At 51.7% G+C, this 20,218-nt stretch carries 20 protein-coding genes and 1 pseudogene; 12 read left to right on the forward strand and 9 right to left on the reverse strand.

Annotated features, from left to right (window positions below):
* The 3 genes from OXH16_16260 to OXH16_16270 form a co-directional block, all read left to right on the forward strand.
* Positions 1 to 554: IS3 family transposase (locus OXH16_16260; protein ID MCY3682952.1), on the forward strand; the 554-nt coding region annotated here is incomplete at its 5' end.
* Positions 526 to 894, forward strand: coding sequence for a TlpA disulfide reductase family protein (locus tag OXH16_16265; GenBank protein MCY3682953.1), 369 nt, complete (start codon positions 526 to 528; stop codon positions 892 to 894). The genes OXH16_16260 and OXH16_16265, both read left to right, overlap by 29 nt.
* A gap of 294 nt (positions 895 to 1,188) precedes the next feature.
* Complete coding sequence (locus OXH16_16270; GenBank protein ID MCY3682954.1) at positions 1,189 to 2,712, forward strand: hypothetical protein; 1,524 nt, start codon at positions 1,189 to 1,191, stop codon at positions 2,710 to 2,712.
* Between the two features lie 285 nt (positions 2,713 to 2,997).
* Here OXH16_16270 and OXH16_16275 read toward each other — a convergent pair whose 3' ends face one another.
* Positions 2,998 to 3,312 (reverse strand): helix-turn-helix transcriptional regulator, encoded by a 315-nt coding sequence (locus OXH16_16275; GenBank protein ID MCY3682955.1) that lies wholly within the window; start codon positions 3,310 to 3,312, stop codon positions 2,998 to 3,000.
* Positions 3,313 to 3,376: 64 nt separating this feature from the next.
* Positions 3,377 to 3,544, reverse strand: a pseudogene (locus tag OXH16_16280) (type II toxin-antitoxin system RelE/ParE family toxin).
* Between the two features lie 287 nt (positions 3,545 to 3,831).
* Between OXH16_16280 and OXH16_16285 the strand changes: the two are divergent.
* Positions 3,832 to 4,344 (forward strand): hypothetical protein, encoded by a 513-nt coding sequence (locus tag OXH16_16285; protein ID MCY3682956.1) that lies wholly within the window; start codon positions 3,832 to 3,834, stop codon positions 4,342 to 4,344.
* Here the strand turns inward: OXH16_16285 and mazG are convergent.
* On the reverse strand, positions 4,326 to 5,111 hold the full coding sequence (gene mazG / locus OXH16_16290; protein MCY3682957.1) for a nucleoside triphosphate pyrophosphohydrolase: 786 nt from the start codon (positions 5,109 to 5,111) through the stop codon (positions 4,326 to 4,328). The two genes, OXH16_16285 and mazG, sit on opposite strands and share 19 nt — an antisense overlap.
* Before the next feature lie 169 nt (positions 5,112 to 5,280).
* On the opposite strand from mazG, the gene OXH16_16295 reads away from it, so the two are divergent.
* Complete coding sequence (locus tag OXH16_16295; protein MCY3682958.1) at positions 5,281 to 5,718, forward strand: hypothetical protein; 438 nt, start codon at positions 5,281 to 5,283, stop codon at positions 5,716 to 5,718.
* 68 nt (positions 5,719 to 5,786) lie between these two features.
* Here OXH16_16295 and OXH16_16300 read toward each other — a convergent pair whose 3' ends face one another.
* Positions 5,787 to 6,860: a class I fructose-bisphosphate aldolase gene (locus tag OXH16_16300; protein ID MCY3682959.1), complete on the reverse strand. Its 1,074-nt coding sequence runs from the start codon at positions 6,858 to 6,860 to the stop codon at positions 5,787 to 5,789.
* A gap of 176 nt (positions 6,861 to 7,036) precedes the next feature.
* Here OXH16_16300 and OXH16_16305 point away from each other — a divergent pair, with 176 nt between their 5' ends.
* From OXH16_16305 to OXH16_16335, 7 genes are all read left to right on the forward strand, one after another.
* The gene (locus tag OXH16_16305; GenBank protein MCY3682960.1) at positions 7,037 to 8,653 is read left to right on the forward strand and encodes a GWxTD domain-containing protein; all 1,617 of its coding nucleotides are present in this window, start codon (positions 7,037 to 7,039) and stop codon (positions 8,651 to 8,653) included.
* An 11-nt stretch (positions 8,654 to 8,664) separates the two neighbouring features.
* Positions 8,665 to 10,068: an L-seryl-tRNA(Sec) selenium transferase gene (selA, locus tag OXH16_16310; GenBank protein ID MCY3682961.1), complete on the forward strand. Its 1,404-nt coding sequence runs from the start codon at positions 8,665 to 8,667 to the stop codon at positions 10,066 to 10,068.
* Positions 10,069 to 10,155: 87 nt separating this feature from the next.
* Positions 10,156 to 12,051 (forward strand): selenocysteine-specific translation elongation factor, encoded by a 1,896-nt coding sequence (gene selB / locus OXH16_16315; GenBank protein MCY3682962.1) that lies wholly within the window; start codon positions 10,156 to 10,158, stop codon positions 12,049 to 12,051.
* 257 nt (positions 12,052 to 12,308) lie between these two features.
* Complete coding sequence (locus OXH16_16320) at positions 12,309 to 12,995, forward strand: pentapeptide repeat-containing protein (GenBank protein MCY3682963.1); 687 nt, start codon at positions 12,309 to 12,311, stop codon at positions 12,993 to 12,995.
* A gap of 233 nt (positions 12,996 to 13,228) precedes the next feature.
* Positions 13,229 to 13,441 (forward strand): type II toxin-antitoxin system HicB family antitoxin, encoded by a 213-nt coding sequence (locus tag OXH16_16325; GenBank protein MCY3682964.1) that lies wholly within the window; start codon positions 13,229 to 13,231, stop codon positions 13,439 to 13,441.
* Entirely contained in the window at positions 13,438 to 13,668 is a 231-nt protein-coding gene (locus OXH16_16330) for a type II toxin-antitoxin system HicA family toxin (GenBank protein ID MCY3682965.1), read from the forward strand. Before OXH16_16325 ends, OXH16_16330 begins: the two co-directional genes overlap by 4 nt.
* Positions 13,669 to 13,724: 56 nt before the next feature.
* Positions 13,725 to 13,922: a hypothetical protein gene (locus tag OXH16_16335; GenBank protein ID MCY3682966.1), complete on the forward strand. Its 198-nt coding sequence runs from the start codon at positions 13,725 to 13,727 to the stop codon at positions 13,920 to 13,922.
* Positions 13,923 to 13,955: 33 nt separating this feature from the next.
* Here OXH16_16335 and OXH16_16340 read toward each other — a convergent pair whose 3' ends face one another.
* The 5 genes from OXH16_16340 to OXH16_16360 form a co-directional block, all read right to left on the reverse strand.
* Positions 13,956 to 14,495, reverse strand: coding sequence for a zinc-binding dehydrogenase (locus OXH16_16340; protein ID MCY3682967.1), 540 nt, complete (start codon positions 14,493 to 14,495; stop codon positions 13,956 to 13,958).
* Positions 14,496 to 14,989: 494 nt separating this feature from the next.
* The gene (locus OXH16_16345) at positions 14,990 to 16,711 is read right to left on the reverse strand and encodes an alpha-L-fucosidase (protein ID MCY3682968.1); all 1,722 of its coding nucleotides are present in this window, start codon (positions 16,709 to 16,711) and stop codon (positions 14,990 to 14,992) included.
* A gap of 32 nt (positions 16,712 to 16,743) precedes the next feature.
* A complete protein-coding gene (locus tag OXH16_16350; GenBank protein ID MCY3682969.1) occupies positions 16,744 to 17,847 on the reverse strand; it encodes a serine hydrolase in 1,104 nt (367 codons plus the stop codon).
* A gap of 53 nt (positions 17,848 to 17,900) precedes the next feature.
* Positions 17,901 to 19,355, reverse strand: coding sequence for a sulfatase-like hydrolase/transferase (locus OXH16_16355; GenBank protein ID MCY3682970.1), 1,455 nt, complete (start codon positions 19,353 to 19,355; stop codon positions 17,901 to 17,903).
* A gap of 25 nt (positions 19,356 to 19,380) precedes the next feature.
* Positions 19,381 to 20,181: a glycerophosphodiester phosphodiesterase gene (locus OXH16_16360; GenBank protein MCY3682971.1), complete on the reverse strand. Its 801-nt coding sequence runs from the start codon at positions 20,179 to 20,181 to the stop codon at positions 19,381 to 19,383.
* Positions 20,182 to 20,218 lie beyond the last annotated feature (37 nt).

The following is a 20,218-nucleotide window of genomic DNA, read 5'->3' on the forward strand; positions in this document are numbered from 1 at the left end:
CTGTTAAGGCGCAACAGTCTGATAAGGCTCCCGATCTGGTAAAGCGAGACTTTACGGTTGCAACAGTCAATAAACTCTGGGTGGCTGACATCACCTATGTACCTACCTGGTCTGGGTTTTTGTATCTCAGTGTTGTCGTAGATGCCTTCTCCCGTCGTGTCGTAGGCTGGGCTATGGCAACACACCTGCAAAGTGAGTTGGTCTTGTCGGCTTTGAACATGGCCCTTTACCAGCGCCGTCCCGAAGACGTGATCCATCACTCTGATCAGGGAGCGCAATATACCTCGATAGCATTTGGAAAGCGTTGCCGTGAAGCTGGCGTGCGTCCCTCAATGGGGGCTGCCGGTGACTGCTATGACAACGCCTTGTGCGAGAGCTTCTTCGCCACCTTGGAGTGTGAACTGATCGATCGCCGATCCTTCCGTACACATAAGGAAGCCCGCTTGGCTATCTTCTCCTACATTGAAGGATGGTATAATCCGCATCGCAGGCATTCTTCCATCGCCTATCACGCGCCGATAGCTTATGAAAAACTGCATCAAGAACAGGCTTAATACACAAGCCCTAAACTCTCCACCGAAGCGGGGTAACTCCACTCCCGTTAACGCTGAAATGCGTGATATACAAAAGCTTCAACGGGCTCTGGGCGATTCGATCCTGATTGTGGGTATTGATGACGAACCGGCTGACACTGTGCGAGAATTTGTCCAGAATCGCGGATATACCTGGACTTTTATTCTCGATCCGGATAATGAGGTAGCTCGGACCTATAATGTCTCGGTCATTCCCACCTCGGTGTTCATTGACGCCAAAGGCGTAATCGTCCGCAAATTTGTCGGTCAAAAGGACTATAAGACTTTCTTGGAAGCAGCGCGAGAGGCGATTAACAATTGATGTTGCGCTGGTGCGTGGCACACAAGCCGCGGGCTAATTTGCACAGGAGACCACCGCGATCCCCAGAAGATCTTCGAGTGTGTGAAAGCGCACCAGGCTTTTGGGCCGGTTTTTCAAAGAGCGAAACATGAATGGTGGTCCCATGACAAACGGTGATGGAAGTAAACACGGTACGCCCTGGTGGTGGCCACCATTTTCAATCTCTTCATTGCGTGCTATGCTTTCATCAACTTTATCCTAAGTTCAACCGCAAAAAATTTCAAACTGAGACACTCCCAACCTTTGGAGGTAGGCATGTTTGGTCCCTTTACTGCTGTTTTACTCACTACGCTTGCCCTTTTAGTGGCTGTGGTGGTGTCGCCACTGACCGCTCAGGAATCGCGAGAGCCGTTCGGCATCTACGACGATTGGTCCGTCCACCGTCTTCAGGACGGCGATTTACGCGTCTGCTACGCCCAGACGAAGCTGATCTCACCACGAGAGGTGGAAAACGGACTCGGTGACGTGCGCCTCCAGGTGACCAGCCGTTCACTCAGCGGGTCTTCTGACATGATCCGAGTAACGCCAACATCGGAATTTTCCGACAATGACTATTACGTAATGATCAACTCGACGCTGGTTTATGGGGTGAGTCCTGGGGTCTGGGTGAACGTTGATCATACAAGTGTGGTGAACCAAATGAAAGCGGGCGAAGCCGCGAAGAGCGAGATGGTCATCTGGAACGACTCCGATAGAACCTCCGTTGGCGGCTTTTCCCTGCGTGGCTTTACGACCGCATACAATGCGGTCAAACAGTTGTGTCCGAAACCACGGGCGACGCGTGCGGCCCCACAGCCAATCGGTGTAAGTGACATCTCGGTCGACAGGGGGCCGCCTGTCCGATACTCCGAATTCACCGTTACCGGACCCTTCTTCCAAAGCCAGAAAGCAGATCGGATCAAGATCAGGGCGGTGCCTTCAGAGTATGCACCTTATGAAATTGGCTCTTACGCTAACAAGGAGAACGGTTGGCCGCTTGGCGTCTTTATGTATGGAAGTCAGCGACTTGAGTTCTACCATGATGAGGCCCTTATCGATGTCTTGAGAGGCTCTTATAAGAATGAAATAGAAGGGGCGTGTCTCGATCCCGAAACCGGCTTGTTGAAGATTGTCATGCACTCTTGGGACGGCGGTGCTTCCAACCCCGGAACGGCCTCAGTTGTTTACTTCGATCCCAATAAGCGAATAATCCAGAAAACCGTCGCCTGGTCTGAGGGAGGCGTGCCGACGTTCCATTGTTCGGAGGGCGAATCATCGTGGCAGTGGGGCGGTCACTTCCTGCCGTGTCAGTGCGGTGGCCGTGTTGCCAAAGGCGCATATTTTACCACGCTGGATGAAGTCGTTCTTGACATACCCCGTTTCTACCCGGACAATGACAGAGGTCAAAGGCGCATTGAAATAGATACCTTTTCTTCACTGCTTTCCCAAATATCACGCATTGAGCCCTTTACCCAATGGGACACTACATCCAGCCTTGATGTCCAGTGCTTCGAGTCTTCCAGATTCACGGTTGCAGTGATAACCTATACAGATCACGCCAATGTTTACAATTGTGAGCAAACCACGTACGTTCGCAGGCGGACCGACGACTTCTGGGTGCCCGTATATACCGCGCCGGTGTCTTCGAAGGCGTTTCACACGTTGGAAATTCACGGATTTATAGACGATGAGAACCTGGACATTACTATGTGTGTTGCAGATTGCTATTGGTGGGGAAAACATGATCGTGTGACTAAGAACGTAGTGGAGTGGCATCAAACCGCGTTGAATAGCAGGTGATGGTATCAGGAAGGATATTTCAGATCTGCAAGCCTTGAGTCTGATGGGGTGAGTTTATTTTACGCAGTACAACAGTCAGGCAAACATCAGGCCAATGTCGAAATGGTACAAGTTCTATCACCAGAAAGGGGCGTATCGCTATGAATTAGGATGTTATACATGCTGATTTTCTCCACGCTGCTATTTTCAAGATCGGATGCGGCAGGGCAATTGATAATCCCGCTGCCTCGATTTCCCCCAGAGCCTTTTTCAGGCAGGCCAGTGAATCGGTCCTGGGTGACCGGTCTATTGCGATACGAGCATTTTGGCGAGATCGGATTTGGTGACCCCAAGCGCGAAGAGGGATCGAATCAATAGATCTACAGAAACAGAGGGATCGCCCGCTTCGATTTTGGCAACACGAGATTGACTGGATTTGAGACATTTGGCCAGTTGTGTTTGGGTCAAATTTTCTCGCTCACGGCATTGACGCACTTTCTTGCTCAACGTGATTTTGAGATCAATGTAAGCGGCTTCTTCGTCGGTCAGATCCAGAAAATCGTCTGTTGAACCCACACGCCATCCGGCAGCCTCGAGAAGTTTTTTCTTTTTTGTATTCATGGGTCATCCTATCGAATCGTAGTGTTGTAGCCGTCTTTTACAAATATCAATGATTCTTTTCGTAACAATGCCTTCCAATAGAGGGCATTGGTCTGGTTTGGGGCATTGAAAGCAGTTCACCAGCTTGGAGACTACGCAGAAGAAAACCTGCTTCAATTCTCGCTGCTGGAGAAAATGGAGGTGTCTTAATTTGTCCGTGAAGCCATACCAGAGGTTTGTCAGAAGGACTCATAAAAGAAATATATGTCAGATTTGACATATATCAAAAGAGAAAATTTAACTGTGACGAAAATAAAAAAAGGCAGGCTTGAATCGCCCGCCTTTTTTGTTGCCTGAAAGTGTGGCTTAGATTATTATTTGATGGACATTTTGTGGCTATTAGCCACATTTTGTTTTATATATTGTGCTTTGTTTAGAGATCGATATACAATATATTGTATAATATCAGCAGTAAATTGTTTTTCTGGTTTTTTGTGGCTATCTATAAGACACACTGAGGTTTTGCAGCGGGAGCACACTATGGCGTGGCTTTATCAGCGGGGAAAGAAGTGGTGGATCGGATACTACGATGAAGAGGGCAAGCGCGTGCGGAAGTCGATTAGCGACTCCAAAGAGGTCGCCGAATTGGCTCTCAAGCGGGTCGAAGCCGAATTGGAGCGCAAAAATGCAAAGTCGGTTACGGTTCCCCAAAGTACGCTTGATGTCATTGGAAAACAACTGGCTCCTGTTAAGCAAGAACCTCTTTTGACGTATCCCGCTGTGCGAAATGCGACCAATGTCCGCGAGTTGTTTATTCGGGTTTACGACAAATTGGGGTTTGAGGTGCTCAAATCCCAGGAGGCTTTTCCCAATTATATTCTGTCGAGTAATGAATTGCCGGTTCGAGCGCACGCGGTGTTGCGCAGCAGTGATTTCGAGCGCGAGAATCTCGATTACATGGCCTGTGATAGCATTATTTGCTGGATTGACGATTGGGAATCTGCTCCTATTCCCGTTCTGGAGTTGTCTGCACACTACGATTTTTGGGGCTGATTCTCTTTTTTTGCGGCTTCCCAAAGCGCGTCCATTTCTTCAAGTGTAGCGTCATCAGGTGTTTTGCCCTGCTTGCACAGTTCGGTTTCGATGTACTGGAAGCGCGATTGAAATTTTCTGTTGGTTTGTATGAGTGCTTCTTCGGGACATATTTTGAGAAATCGCGCGAGATTGACCAGGGCAAAGAGCAAGTCCCCAAATTCTTCCTGAATCTTTTCTATTGCGCCGGTTTCTCGTGCGTGCATCAATTCTTCTGTTTCTTCCCGTACTTTTTGAGCGACATCCGCAATGTGTTCCCATTCAAATCCCACTCGCGCGGCTTTTTCCTGGAGTCTGCGGGCTTTCAATAGGGCTGGCAGATGTTGCGGTACGCCGTCGAGTAAGGAGGCTCTTTTATCGGGTTTTTCTTTGGCTTTGATGGCTTCCCAATTTTTGATGACTTCTTCGGGTGTGTCGGCTTGTGTGTCGCCAAAAACATGCGGATGGCGGCGGATGAGTTTGTCGGCGATAGATGCGGCTATGTCGTCTATGGTAAATCGGTTTTCTTCACTGGCAATTTGCGCGTGGAAGACGACTTGCAATAAGAGATCGCCCAGTTCTTCTTTGATTTCGTCATTGTCATTGTCGTCAATCGCCTCGAGGAGTTCATAGGCTTCTTCGACGAGGTAGGGTTTCAGGCTCTGGTGTGTTTGCTCTTTGTCCCACGGGCAACCCGAAGGTCCTCTCAAGCGCGCCATGATGTTGATCAGTCGTTCCAAATTGGACATGTATTTCCTTTCGCATGGTGTGTATGGCTGCAATATGTATGCAAAGAGGGTCCGCGTCAACCTCGATGTTTTTAAAAGTGGGAATTACCTTTTGACAAGCAGGATGTGGTGCGTTATTTTTGGATTATCTGGTTGTCTTAATGTTATCTGGCTTTGGAGGGTTTGAGAGATGAGTGATTCACTGCGAGATATTATGCGAAAAGTGGGCCGCGATGATGTGCGCGAGCGGGAGCGGGAAAAGTGGTCAGAGCGAGATGGAGATGTGCTCAGCGCCAAGGAGCGAGAAGAGGCAAAAGACGAGGTTGAAAAGCGGCACGATCAGTATCGCAGGCGTCAGGAGTACGCGAGTCGATTGGGTCCGGCTGCCGAGCGATTGCCCATTTTGAGCAAGGAAGAATCCGAGCGCAGAGCGCGCGAACGGCCCAAACGCCGGACTTATGAGTTTGAAGGTCCAATTGAGAAATTGCTGGAGAAATACGGCGATCCCAAAGAGGTGTTTAACCATATGTCTATGGGGCAGTTGATGAAGTACGAGTTGGATGAAGAGACCGGTGCAATTTACGAGAAGGACAAAATGATTTTCGACGGTGAGAAGTGGGTTGAATGAGAATCTGATGGGACTAATAAAAGACGGAGCCTTCGATAGTTCGAAAGCTCCGCTTTTTTTTGTGTGAATCAGGCGATGGTCACATCGGGGCAGAGATAGACGTCCTGGATGTCGTTGAGGAGTTGGATGCCTTCGTGCATGGGGCGTTGAAATGCCTTGCGCCCAGAGATGAGGCCGGTGCCTCCGGCGCGTTTGTTGATTACAGCGGTTCGCACGGCTTCGGCGTAATCACTGGCGCCTGAGGATGCGCCTCCGGAATTGATCAGTCCGGCTTTGCCCATGTAACAGTTGACGACCTGATAGCGGCACAGGTCAATGGGGTGATCAGATGAGAGTTCGGTATAGACTTTGTCGTGGGTGCGTCCAAAATTCAGGGCTGTGTAACCGTTGTTGTTGGTCGGCAATTTTTGTTTGATGATGTCTGCGCCAATGGTGACACCGAGGTGGTTGGCCTGTCCCGTGAGGTCCGCGGCTTCGTGGTAGTCGATGTCATCGGTCGCAAATGCCGAGTTGCGCAAATAGCACCACAGTACGGTAAATAGGCCCAGTTCGTGTGCGCGGGCAAATGCTTCGCTGATTTCGACGATTTGTCGGTTGGATTCGGGCGAGCCAAAATAAATTGTGGCGCCTACACCTGCACACCCCATTTCCCAGGCTTGTTCGACTTGTCCAAATACGACCTGGTCGTATTGCGAAGGGTACGTGAGCAATTGGTTGTGGTTAAATTTGAGGATAAAGGGGATTTTGTGGGCGTATTGGCGGGCGACCATCCCGAGTACGCCCAGCGTGGTTGCCACGGCATTACAGCCCCCTTCAATGGCGAGTTTGACGATGTTTTCGGGATCAAAGTAGATGGGGTTGGGGGCAAAGGATGCGCCGCCGGAGTGTTCGATGCCCTGATCAATGGGGAGAATAGAAATGTATCCGGTGCCCGAGAGCCGCCCCGCCCCGTAGAGGCGTTGCAGGTTGTTGAGCACGGGAATGGTGCGGTCGGAGTCTGCAAAGACCCGGTCGATAAAGTCGGGACCGGGCAGTGTGAGAAAGTTTTTATTTACCAGTGCTTCGTAATCGAGTAAGGCGTCGGCGTCATTGCCGAGGTAGTCTGCGATTTTGTCAATGCCACTTTGAACAGCAACTGCCATGGATTACTCCTTCTGAGAAATTAGATTGGGCGCGTTGAGTTTTCTAAAAATAGGTGAAAAAGATACATGCAGGCGTGGTGCTTGTCAATAAATGAGGGAAATTTTCTTTGCGGGTCGGGGTATTATAGGGTAGATTTGCTTTATGCGGCCTGTCCACATTTTACAAGGTGGTTGTTATGCATGCGATATTGACGGTTTTTCTGATGGTGTGTGTGTTGAGCACAACGCTTTGGGCGCAGGAGGGCGGTTTTGATGATCCGCTATTGGTACAGGCGGTTCAGGCGCAGTCCATTCGAGATTATGCGAAGGCACAGGCGCTGTTTGAAGAATATATCAAAGATTTGTCAGAAGAAGAGCAGGTGCTCTATCGCGATTTGGCGCAGGTGGCATTTCCCGATGATCTGGAAATTTACGGGGATGCGGATGCAGAGAAACGCGCAGAGTTAATTGACCGGTTTTGGCTGCGCCTGGATCCCTCGCCTTTGACAAAGGCTAATGAGCGGCTCATTGAGCATTATCGGCGCGTGGCTTATGCGCGGCAGTATTACGGTCAGGGACAGTTCCCGTGGGATGATCGGGGCGAGGTCTATGTGCGGTTTGGCAAACCCGATCACACGAGCAAGTCGGGCGATATTCAGAATGAGATGGATCGAGAGATACAGGATGCGCGGCAAAATTACGTGAATCGCAGACGCATTGCTCTGAGGATCAGGCCTGGACAACCCATTTTCCCCGTGCCATCAATGTCGTGGTGGGAGTATTGGGTGTATGCGGATTTGGAAGGCGGTACAGAGTTTGATTTTGTGCGTCGCGGCAAGGGGGACAGGTATGATTTTGCACCGATGCCCGAGGGCTTGAGTCTGTCTTTGACAACGGATTTGCTGGCGTATCAAAGCGAGGTGGTTTTGCGACAAGTAGCAGCGCATCAGCCCTCTGTTTACGATGCGGATATTGCCGAGCTTCCCGTTGATTTTTATTATTTTCCCGCTGGATTTCGCGGCGAAGATGGCGCGACGCGGCTGGAAATCTACTATGGGTTGCCGGCAGAGGAAATGGCGCGGTTGCCCGTTGATGACAAAACCGATCAGGTGATGCTGGACCGCGGCCTTGCGATGTTCGATAGCCTGTGGTCAGAGGTCTATCGCGTGCAGGATCAATTGACATTTCAGGCACCTTCAGACCAGCAAGTGCTGGATGGGGCGTTTATTCCGGGTGTGCTCGCGTTTGAGGTTGATGCAGGGCTACACTATCTCTCTTTTCAGATCCGCGATGTGGTGTCGGGCAAGTCACAGGTGTACCAGCAATCGCTATCTGTGTCAGATTTTTCGCAGCGCGACGACTTGTTGATGAGCGATATTGCCCTCGCATTTTTTGTCGGGCCGAGTGAAGAGCAAGGTCCGTTTCAAAAGCGCGGCTTAAAAATTATTCCAATGGCTTCAAAAGCGTTTCGCCCAGATCAAAATGCATTTGTCTATTTTGAAGTGTACAATTTGAAACGCGATGAATTTGGTCGGACGAGGTATCGCGTGGATTATTCTTTTCGCGCTCAGGAAAAAGGGCTTGCGCCGATTCGCGCGTTGCGCGGATTGGGTCGTATGTTGCGCTTGCAAGAGAAGCGCCGGGAAGTGGTGATTTCCTATGAGCAGTCGGGCGATACACCGGAGGATATGGCGTATGTCGAATTGGACTTGAAAGACGCCGAGCCGGGCGGTCAAGAAGTCCGCGTCAAGGTGACGGATTTGCTGGCGGATCGCGATGTGAAGAAGGAAATCGCGTTTAAGATTGTGCCGTAGGACGGTGGGCTATGAATGGTGATTTAAAAAAGAATGTAGATTATTCAATTATTCCCGGTGTGGATCGGGTGCTTAGTGAACAGGCGATACAGAAGCTGGCAAAGCGGTGTGGGACATCCTTTTTAACCGATATGATTCGGCTGGCGATAGACCGCGTGCGAGGCATGATGCGCGATGGCGAGGTGGCCAATACGTCTCGTGAGGCGTTGATTAAATGGATTGTGGGGGATGTGGAGAGGGAATTAGCAGAACAGTTTGCGCCAAATCTCAGGCGCGTTGTGAATGCGACCGGGGTTATTCTGCATACCAATTTGGGACGCGCGCCGCTGTCCGATGTTGCGGTGAAACATATTGCCGATATTGCCGGTTCGTATAGCAATCTGGAGTTGGATCTGGAGACTGGACAACGCGGGTCGCGTACGATGCTTGTGGAGAAATTGTTGTGTGAGTTGACCGGTGCCGAAGCCGCTGCGATTGCAAATAACAATGCAGCGGCTGTTTTGTTGACGTTAAATACACTGGCCGGTGGCAAAGAGGCGATTGTATCGCGTGGGCAATTGGTTGAAATTGGGGGGTCGTTTCGAATTCCCGATATTATGTCGCGCAGTGGGGCGCAACTCGTCGAGGTGGGGACGACCAATCGCACCCATTTGAGCGATTACGAAAACGCTTTGACGGAAAATACGGGGGTGATGCTGGCGGTGCATCCGAGCAATTACAAGGTGATGGGGTTTACCGCCGAAGTTGCACTGGAAGAACTGGTGGTGTTGGGACGAAAACGCGGCGTGCCTGTGGCGCACGATTTGGGCGGTGGTGTGCTGGTCAATTTGCGGGATTACGGATTGCCCTACGAGCCGCTGGTGTCCGATAGTATTTCCGCAGGGGTAGATGTGGTGATGTTTAGCGGGGACAAGGTTCTCGGTGGGCCGCAGTGTGGGATTATTGTGGGGAAACAAAATGTCGTAGAACAAATTCGTAAAAATCCCTTGATGCGCGCGTTGCGTTGTGGTAAGCTGACGTATGCCGCGCTGGAGGCGACGTTGAAGCTGTTCTTAAATCCAGAGGCATTGGCGCGCGAACATCCCACACTTCGCATGTTGACAGAGTCTGTGGGAATGCTTGAGAGACGCGGTCGGCGGTTGTTGCAGATGGTTGGTGAACTTGAGGGTTTTACGTGTGAACTGGTCGATTCTCAGGCACAAACCGGCAGTGGTGCGCTGCCTTTGGAAAATATTCCGAGCATTGCAGTCGCAATTTCCGGTGGCGATATTTTGTCCTTTTCCACTGCGTTGCGCCACTATGATCCGCCCGTTGTAGGCTATGTGCGCGATGAGCAGTTATTTTTGGATTTGCGTACGATAAGAGATGACGAGGTGCGTATTGTGGGCGATGCGGTTAGACGAATAGACGAATAGACGAATGGCAGTACATACTGATTTTGGGAGGATGGGCGGGGTTCGTTGATTCGTTGATTCGCTGATTCGTACAGGAGTGCAAGACTGATGGCGCATGTGATTATTGGAACGGCCGGGCATATCGATCACGGCAAGACGGCGCTGGTCAAGGCATTGACGGGTATTGAGACCGATACCTTGCCCGAGGAACGCGATCGCGGCGTGACCATTGATATTGGATTTGCGTATTGGAAAGACAATGTGACCATTATCGATGTGCCCGGGCACGAGCGCTTTGTCAAGAATATGGTGACGGGTGTGTGTACGGTTGATCTGGCACTTTTTGTGGTGGCAGCAGACGATGGTGTGATGCCGCAGACGCGTGAGCATCTGGGTATTTTGAATCTTTTGGGCGTGCCCCGCGGTATTGTGGTGTTGACTAAAGTCGATCTGGTGGAAGAAGAGTGGCTGGAGCTGGTGGAAGAGGAGTTGCGGGAGGTGTTTGCAGATACATTTTTGGAGGATGCGCCGATTGTGCCCGTATCTTCGATCACGGGCGAGGGGATTGATGCGTTGCGCGCGGGGGTTGAGGCGGAGGTCGCAAGGGTTGAGACGCGACCAGATCAGGGCATTTTTCGCTTGCCCGTTGATCGCGCTTTTTCCGTGCAGGGATTTGGAACTGTGGTGACGGGTACTGTGATTTCAGGGGATGTGTGCGTTCGGGACGAATTGTCGCTGTTGCCAGCGGGCAAAGGCGTGCGCGTGCGCGGCGTGCAAACGCATGGGCGAGATGTGGATGTGGCACAGGTGGGAGCGCGCGCGGCTATTAATATAAGTGGGATCGAGGTCGATGAGGTGTCGCGGGGCGATCTTCTGGCACAACCGGGGTATTTTGAGACGACGTATATGATCGATGCGCGTTTGCACATGTTACCCGATGCACCTGCGCATGTGACAAATCGCACGCGCGTGCATTTGCTTATGGGACCGCGAGAGGTTTTGGCCCGCGTGGTGTTGCTCGAAGATGAGACATTGTTGCCGGGGGAATCGCAACTGGTGCAGTTGCGTCTGGAGGAGCCGGGCGTTGCCGCGCGGGGAGACCGTTTTGTGATCCGGCGGTATTCACCGGTGCAAACGCTGGGCGGTGGTGTGGTGCTGGATCCGCAACCCGTGAAGCATCGGCGGTTTCGAGATGATGTCAATGACGCCCTGCGAGAATTGGAGCAGGATGATCCTTCACAAGTTTTGTTGACGCGCTTAAAGGCCGCGCGATTGCAACCGCGAACTGTGCTACAACTCGCATCTGAGATGGCGGTGTCTGCGAGTGGGATTGAGAGCCAGTTAGCTGCGCTCGTCGATTCGGGCGATGTGGTTTCTTATGTGCAGGCGGGCAAAGCGATGTATGTCCACGCGGTGTGCTGGCGGGAATTGCTGGACGGGATTGGCGATGCAGTGCGGGCTTTTCACGAGGCGCATCCCCTCCGGATAGGTGCGCGACGCGAGGAGCTTCGCGCATTGGTGAAGGGTACGCCGTCTGACGATTTGTTTGCACAGGGTGTTGAACATCTCGTTCGCGAAGGTATCTTAAGAAGCGATAACGCGCTGATTGGGTTGCGCGATTACAAAATTGCGTTGACGCCCGAACAAGAGGAAATTCGCGATGCGATTGCGCGGGTACTAAAAGATGGGGGAACGACGCCCGAGGACTTGAAGACGTTGCCCGATGCTATCCAGGTCAACGCGAGTTCTGTGCGAGATGTGGTATCGGCAATGCAGGCAATGGGCGGTCTGGTACGCCTGGAAGATACGTTGCTCTTTCATCCCGAGGTGATGGAAGAGGTGACGCGGCAATTGGTCGATTATTTAAAAGAAAATGGGGAGATCGATGTATCGACTTTTCGCAGTCTAATCGGCACCACGCGCAAATTTGCCGTGCCGCTGTTGAATTATTTCGATACACAGGGCATAACCATCCGACAAGGGGATGTGCGGGTTTTGGGATGAAAACATTGTCAGAATCAGGATTTACAGGATGAAAGGATGATCAGGATGAAAACCCGCAGGTCAGGGCGTTTGGGTTTGTTCGACCTTGCGCCGGGTAATGACTCCAAATTTGTCAAAAAAATGGTGACCTTGCACGATGATATGATGTTGGCTATATTGATCTGAAACGATTAACCAGAAAGGTATGCCACGTACACTACGATGCGTCTTACACGATTAAGAAGAAGGATAAAATTCTGGGTAGAGGAGGAAGATATATGGCGAATACACAACACATTCAATGGCTTCTCGAAGGCGTTGAGGCCTGGAACAAAAGACGCGAGCGCGAAGATTTTGTGCCGGATTTAGAAGAGGCGGATATTGTCGGCGAATTTGGATATGGCGCAGGGCTTACCGCAGATATGTCGGTTGAGATTCGACGCATGTATCTGAATCCAGAAAGATGCAAGCTAGACCTGAGCGGCATTAATCTCAGCGATGCCAATTTGGAAAGAGCCAGCCTCTACAATACACGCCTTTCAGGAGCCAACCTCCGCTGTGCGAAACTCCAAGAAGCGGAACTTGAAGGTTCTAATCTTGAGAATGCCGATCTCGATTTTGCCAACCTCCAAAGCACTGATCTTACATCCTCTAATCTCCATGCTTCCACGTTGTTCCAGGTCAATCTCATCAATGCTAAACTGGATGGTGCCACGCTCACCAGAGCCATTCTTTACGAAGCCAATCTTACCGGTGCCGAACTCCGTTATGCCGACTTGTCCTTCGCGAATCTCACCAAAGCCGACCTTTCCACTGCCGATCTTTTTTCTGCCAATCTCACCGAAGCTAACCTGACAAAAGCGATAGTTGCCGATGCAAATCTCGTCTCTGCAAAGCTCATTAATACAAATATATCGCATTCGCAGATATGGAAAGCGAAACTGTGGAAAGCAAAGGCCGTATGAATGAATCCCAAAACACTGGGGCAGCTCGAGAGAACGATAATAAGGAAATCAAAAGCATTGAGAATTTGCTGGAAGCATGCCGCGACCTGCAAAACCAACATCCTGATGATCAACTCTATTTCCGAGGAGAATGCGACGACTCGTGGGACCTACGTCCCTCCGTGATGCGGTGTTCAGAAGAGGATACTGAATCAGCGCATTATTGTAAGAAGCTATGATTTTGGGAAAATCCTATGAGCACTGAATACACTATTGTAATAGAAAAGGATGAAGACGGGTATTACGTCGGGAGTGTTCCTGCTCTTCCTGGTTGTCATACCCAGGGCAAGTCAATTGACCAGTTGCTTCAACGGATGGAGGAGGCGATTGCACTCTGGCTTGAGGTTGAGGGTGAAGACGCTCAGAGTCCACTTGAACTGGTCGGCGTTCAAAGAATATCCGTATGACCAGAATGCCAAGGGTAACAGGTGCCCATGTAGTCCGATCTCTGAGGAAAGTCGGTTTCGAGGTTGTGAGACAACGGGGGAGTCATGTGGTTATGAAGCACTCGGACGGACGGAGTACGGTCGTGCCTATTCATGGCGGTGAAACAATCGGCGTTGGCCTTATGTCCAAAATTCGGAAAGATGTCGAAATTGATAGAGAGACATTCATAGGTCTGCTCGGAAATTGATCCAATGGCGGCGGATGCGAATACCGGCGTTAATACTTAGCTGATCCGAGGTAAGGATGCCTTGGGTAAAGGCATTCAACCTTCGCTATTCCAGAGAGCGAGACGCGGACAGTGGGCGACAGGGCCTGCGGATAGTGGTTCAATTCACAAATACGTATAAAGAAAACAGCCACCCACATCGGATGGCTGTTTTGTGTTGGGTTCTATCTTCGCGGGTCAAAATTCTCGAACAGCGCATGGCATATCTTCTCTAAGTCCGTTGATGAGATAGTAAAAAAAGCTAAGTGCTATTTAAAATAGGCCCCCAATTTGATATTTTGCTCGGGGTTGCTGGTGATTTTGGGATATTCTGTGACGATGTCTTCAAAAGCGACTACGGGCGTTACAATTGGTTCGCCCGTCAGTTTTCCCTCGGTGAGCAGCCGCCAGCAGGTGGCGTAAACGCGCTTTTCGTTCCATCGGGGATATTCCCGGTTGGGGTCGCTGCAGGACCGCGAAAAGATGAGATTGGGGCGGTTGTAATGCGCTTCTGCGCCGAGATCCAGCCCGGGACCATAAGGTGCTGGCGCAGCTCCGGCCACTACATTGCCTCCAAATGCCACGCCGCGTATGGCTGCTTGCAGGGCGTGTACATTGGCGCTGTAGTCAATCGCCACATCTACCCCCCGGTTCCCGGTTGCTTTTTTGATTTCTACGCCCGCATCACAGGTTGTGGGGTCAAGGATCAGGTCGGCGCCGCAGATTTGAGCCACTTTTTGGCGGTTTTCCAATGGATCGACCGCGATGATTGGATATGCCCCGGATAATTTGGCGATTTGTACGACCATCAGTCCGATGGCGCCCATTCCAAATACGGCTACGGCGTCTCCGACTCTTACCTGTCCATCTCTGATTGCACACATGGCAAAATCCGCCGGGTCCAAACAGACCGCGGACTTCCACGAAAATCCTTCTGGTACCTTCCAGCACCGTTCTGTCGAGATGACATGGACTTCTCTAAATGGTCCATAGCTCAGCACTGTGTCGCCTTCTGCGAACCCATCTACGCCTTCGCCGATTACAGTGCCTATAAACATATTGCCCGTCCGGGATGACCGTCCTTTGCCCGTGTTTGGGAATACCTGGAGTTCCGGATCATAAGGTCCGCGTTTCGCGCTGTCACCTTTTATCCCCGATAACTCGGTTCCGTGCTTGGCCGCAGCGTACAGGCTCTGCACTTTCATCTGTCCTGTTCCTACTTTTGGTACCTCGTATTCCCGCAGTTCCATCTTTTCGGGTGATAGGGCACATACTTCCAGTGGCATGGTATCCTCCTATTCGTTTATTGGCGCGTCAGAGAAATGGCTGAGACGGATAGTCCGGCGCGGGATTGTTCGTTGATGGATTCGGCGCGGACTTCGATGGTGTAAAGGCCGGGTTCGTCGAGTTGGACCTGGCCGATAATGGTTGCGGCTTCTGGGAAATATTGCGCTTTGGGGCTGTCGCTCCAGATGTCGGGTGTTATGGTTTTGCGGAATGTGTTGCCCGCAATGTCAACACGCACTTCGTGCCCACCTGTCCATTCGCGGACGCGGCGGAGCGTGCTGGTGTGAACGCGTATTTCAAAGGTGCCGGGTTTGAAGACTTTGAAGTCGCAATCGATCCAGTTGGATGTGTCAAACCAGTCTTGAATTACACCGGTTTCGCCAATGCGGGCCTGTGTTCCCGATTCGGGCGTGTGCAAGTTCGCCATGCTGGCGATCATGGTGATAGAGCCATCGGTTTGCTGGAGAGCGGTTTGATCGACATCGGGTGTGCCATCGAGTTCGAGGGCGACGACCGAGACATTTGGATCGGGGCATTCGGGCAGGCGCAATGTTAAGATATCGCAGTCGCTATCGCGGGCTTGAGAGACGCCGATGTGTGCGTTTTTGTCGGCGAGTAAGGTCGCGTTTGTAACGCGGTTGCGCAAGCCGAGTAGGGTGAAATCTTCGCCGGGCCATGTGGTAAAGAGCAAGTAGAGACGGTTGCCTTTTTGCGTGATGCCGCCCCAGGGAAATTCATAGGGATATGGCGTGGCTTTGGTGCCGTAGATCGCTTCGCCGTTGGTTTTCATCCATTCGCCGATGGTGCGAAGGCGATTGACACTGGGCTGGGGCACACTGCCGTCGGCGCGTGGCCCGATGTTGAGCAGGTAGTTGACGCCTTTGCTGGTGAGTTCAACGAGAAGATGGAGCAGTGTTTTCACGCTTTTCCAGTTGTGGTCATCGGTTTTATAGCCCCAGGTATCGTTGAGGGTGGCGGGTGTCTCCCAGTAGCCTTCGAGGCGACCGGTGGGGATCTGGTTGTCGCCCAGGCTGCCGTAGTCCCCCACGCCATTGCCCACGCGGCCGCTGACGAGGCAGTCGGGTTGCAAACCGTGGACGAGACGGGAGAGGGATTGGCTCTGTTCCAGGGAGATAGAGACAGGGGTGTCGAACCATATCAGGCCGATGGGTCCGTATTGCGTGAGTAGTTCTCGCACTTGAGGTTTGGCTTTGTTTTCGAGATAATAGGCGAAGTCTTTTGTCGCGGGGTCAAAATCCCAGTTATTTCCAGAGGCGTTGGGGTCGTGCCAGTCCTGATCTTGAGAATAGTAGAAGCAGAGGCGAATGCCGTATTTTTGGCAGGCTCTGGATAGGTCTGCCATAATATCTTTGCCATAAGGCGTGGCATCGACGATGTCGTAGTCGCTGCAAGGGGAGTCATACATGGCAAAGCCGTCGTGGTGTTTTGCCGTGATAACGAGGTATTTCATACCCGCATCTCGCGCGAGTTTGGCAACTGCATCGGCGTCGAATTTTATTGGATTGAATTGTGAGGCGAGTCGTTCGTATTCCGCGGCGGGAATTTCGGCTCGGCGCATAATCCATTCCCCAATGCCCTCAATGGCTTTGCCTTTCCATTTGCCCGCGGGAATCGCATACACGCCCCAGTGAATGAACATGCCAAACCGCGCTTCTTCCCACCAGGCAATGCGTTCGCGGTCGCGTCTGGTCTGTCGCGTTTTTGCTGCGGTATTCATGATGTCTCCTTGAAATGGTGTATGGGTGGAAACTATTCTTCCACCGCTGCTGCGACTGCGTTGGAAACCCTTCGCAGGAGGCTGCCTCCAGCGACCATCTGATTGGTGAGTACGACGCAGCTGAGCTGTCGCTCGGCGTCTGCCCAGGCTACTGTGCCAGTCGCTCCGGTGTGTCCGAAGGTTCGCCGCGATACCAGGTCGCCCCAAAAGCCCCACACTCGCGCTCCGGATACGCCCCAACCGATTCCCCAGGGCGCATTGAGTGCCCCGTTTTGATCTTGCGTCATTGTTGCGACTGCGGCGCGGCTGAAGATGCGTTGATCGCCGTAAGTGCCGCCGTTGAGCATGGTTTGCAAGAGGATCGCCAGATCGCGTCCGGTGCTGTGCATGCCGCCCCACGGCGCTCCAAAGTCGCGCCAATATGGGGAATTCCATCCCCAGCTCTGCTGTTCTTCGTCCTCTTCGGCGTCCGTTCCACACCATATCACGTCTTCAAGTGTCCATTCACCCATTCCCAATGCGCTGCGCGTCATTCCCAACGGCGCGAAGATCTCCTCGCGCTCGAAGTCGCGCAATCGCTGCCCGCTGACTCGTTCGACAATTTCTGCTGCGAGCAGTATGCCCATGCTCTGGTAGGAAAAATCGGTTCCCGGTTTGTAGAGTAGGGGTGTCTGAAGTGCCCGTTCGACAAAGCCAGCTACGGGCGTGTGCGCCTGTCGCAAGCTGGTGTTTTCGGGCAGCATGTCGGGCATGCCGGATATGTGCGAGAGCAGATGGCGCACTTTGACGGCGGAACGATCGCCGCCGGTGTATTCGGGTAGATAATCGATGGCCGGGTCGTTGAGTGAGATCAGCCCTCGATCTACGAGGATCATCAGCGCGCAGGCAGTAACCGGCTTGGTGATTGAGGCGAGGAGAAATATTGAGTTTGCATTGACTGGCGGGTCTGTGCGAGGGTGCTCTTGCCCGCATCCCCGGGCGAAGACTTCCTTGCCGTGCCTTGTAACCGTCAGTGAGGCTGCGCCGATTTGTCCGGCTTCTGTAGCGGCTGTGAGTTGGCCAAAGGCTCGTTCGAGTTGGTCGGCTGACATGCCAGCGTCCTGGGGGGCAGCTACTACAAGTGTGTTATTTGCCATGTTATCCTCATTTTATTTTTTTAGAATGTCTTCATCAAGTAGATCGGCCATTGTCAGGATCTCCGTTCGTTATTGCGCTCAAAAACGACATCATCGCCAAACCGCTTCCGCCCCTTTGCTGCAGGTCCAACAATGTCCAGTTGTCCTCTGCCCATCACGGCTTCGCGCGACCCATCCCGCTCGGGATCGGCATAGCGCACAAACCACGCATCCAGATCGGCCTGTAGCGATTCTCGAATGGGTTGGTGTTTTGGTTCTGCAATCAGATTTTGTCGTTCATCCGGGTCGTTTGCCAGGTTGTAGAGTTCATGGGGACCATAGGGATAGCGATGGATGTATTTCCATTGCTCGGTGCGGATCATTCGCGTGGGACCGTATTCGTCAAATACAACCACCCGGTCATCGCCTTCTAAAGTGCGCCCTTCCAACAATGCTGAAAAGCTGCGTCCGGGAAGGGCGTCGGAATCGGGATTTTCTACGTTGAGATAGTCCAGCAAGGTCGGCATGATGTCGTAATGGCTGTGCAGTGAGGAAATAACCTTGCCTTCGGGAATGTGACCTGGACGGGAGAAGAGCATGGGGACTTTCACCGAGGTGTCGAACATGTTCGGCGGGAATGTTCCATTGCCTTTGCCGTAAATCCCGTGATGCCCCATGTTCATTCCATTGTCGCTTGTAAATGCGATGAGTGTATTTTCTCGCAGTCCATTGGCTTCCAGCCAATCCAGTAATCTGCCCACGTTGGCGTCCATCGCGGTCATTGCGGCAAAATAGCCGCTGAGTGTTTCTCTGCGTTCTTCTTTCGCAAATCCCAAAGAACCCGATGATCCCGTCTTTGACAACTGCTGTGGATGCATGGGTTCGTCAGGTGTTGATTCAAAAGGACAGTTTTGATAATAATCTTCGAATAACTCTGGCGGATGGTGTTCGCGCCCCCAGGGTGCGTGTGGCGCTGTGTAGTGGACGTTCAAACAGAACGGTTGATTTGCATTTTCCAAAAAGTCCAGTGCATTATCTGTAATCAGATCACTTACGTAATCCGATGTTTGATAGGCTTTGCCGTCGCGAATCATCGGGGGATTGTAATACGGTCCGGCGCCACTTGCGTGAACATCCCAAAATGCAAAACTTTTCTGCGGTTTTTCCGAATAGCCCAGATGCCATTTGCCACTTAAACCGCACGTATAACCCCTTTCCGACAGGATATCTGTATATGCTGTTTGTCCCGATAGATATTCGATAGCCCGATCATCTGCGCCGTAGATATTTGAATTGCCCGCCCGCAAAAAATCCTGTATTCCGTGTTGCGATGGAATGCGGCCCGTTAAAATGGAAGCCCGAGCCGGTGAGCAGACCGGCGACGCGCAAAAGAAATTCTCAAAGCGCAGTCCGGTTGAGGCCAATCGATCCAGATTCGGTGTGCGAATTTCCGCATTGCCCGCACATCCCATCGCCCAATAGCCCTGATCGTCCGTTAAGATAAAAAGCAAGTTGATTTGTTCAGACATAGTATTTATTCCGTTTGTGAAAGACCTATTCTCGCCCGAGTATTTTTAACAGGCGATCCGGCCGGCGGGTGATGATGCCATTCACCCCTTTTTCAATCAGCATTCGCATTTTCGATTCGTCATCCACAGTCCATATTTGCACCTGTATATTGTTTTTGCGCGCTCCAGATAAAAGGCGTGGATGGCTGCCATTTATTGGTCCCATTTTTAATGGGAATTGCAATACTTCGACATTGGGCTGATAAATCGCGCTCAAATGCAACCAGCACAGGGCGTAGAAAATCATTCCTTCCGTCATGCCCGGCGATGTAGCTACTTCGGGAAATTGTTTGCGAAAACGCTTCAATGTCCCGGTGTCAAAACACGCGACCAGTACGCGGTGCTGCATGCCATGGTGGCGAATCAGGTTGCCAAATGCCGTGACAATATCCGGCTCTTTCTGTTTGATTTCAATGGTCATTCGCATGTGCGGAAAAGATGAAAAGACTTCAGCCAGCGTTGGGGCTGCTATTCCTTTTCCGCGAAAGGGAAAAGTCGCGCCCATGTCCGCTGTCCATTTGTATCCCGCATCTAACTGTTTCAATTCTGCAAGGGTCAAATCATTTACACGCGCGTTGCCATTGGTCGTGCGCGTCACGGTCTCGTCGTGAAAGACCACGATATGGCCGTCTTTTGTACTGCGGATATCCATTTCCAGCATATCTACGCCGAGATCCACTGCGTGTTGAAAAGCGTACAGTGTATTTTCGGGCCACAACCGCCATCCTCCCCGGTGTGCAATCACTTCAACACCTGCGTTTTTTTTTAAAAAAGGATGATCGGGCATCGGTTTTCTCCAGATGGATAGCGCAACATACAACGCA

It is taken from the genome of Gemmatimonadota bacterium (assembly GCA_026705765.1).
Lineage (GTDB): Bacteria > Latescibacterota > UBA2968 > UBA2968 > UBA2968 > VXRD01.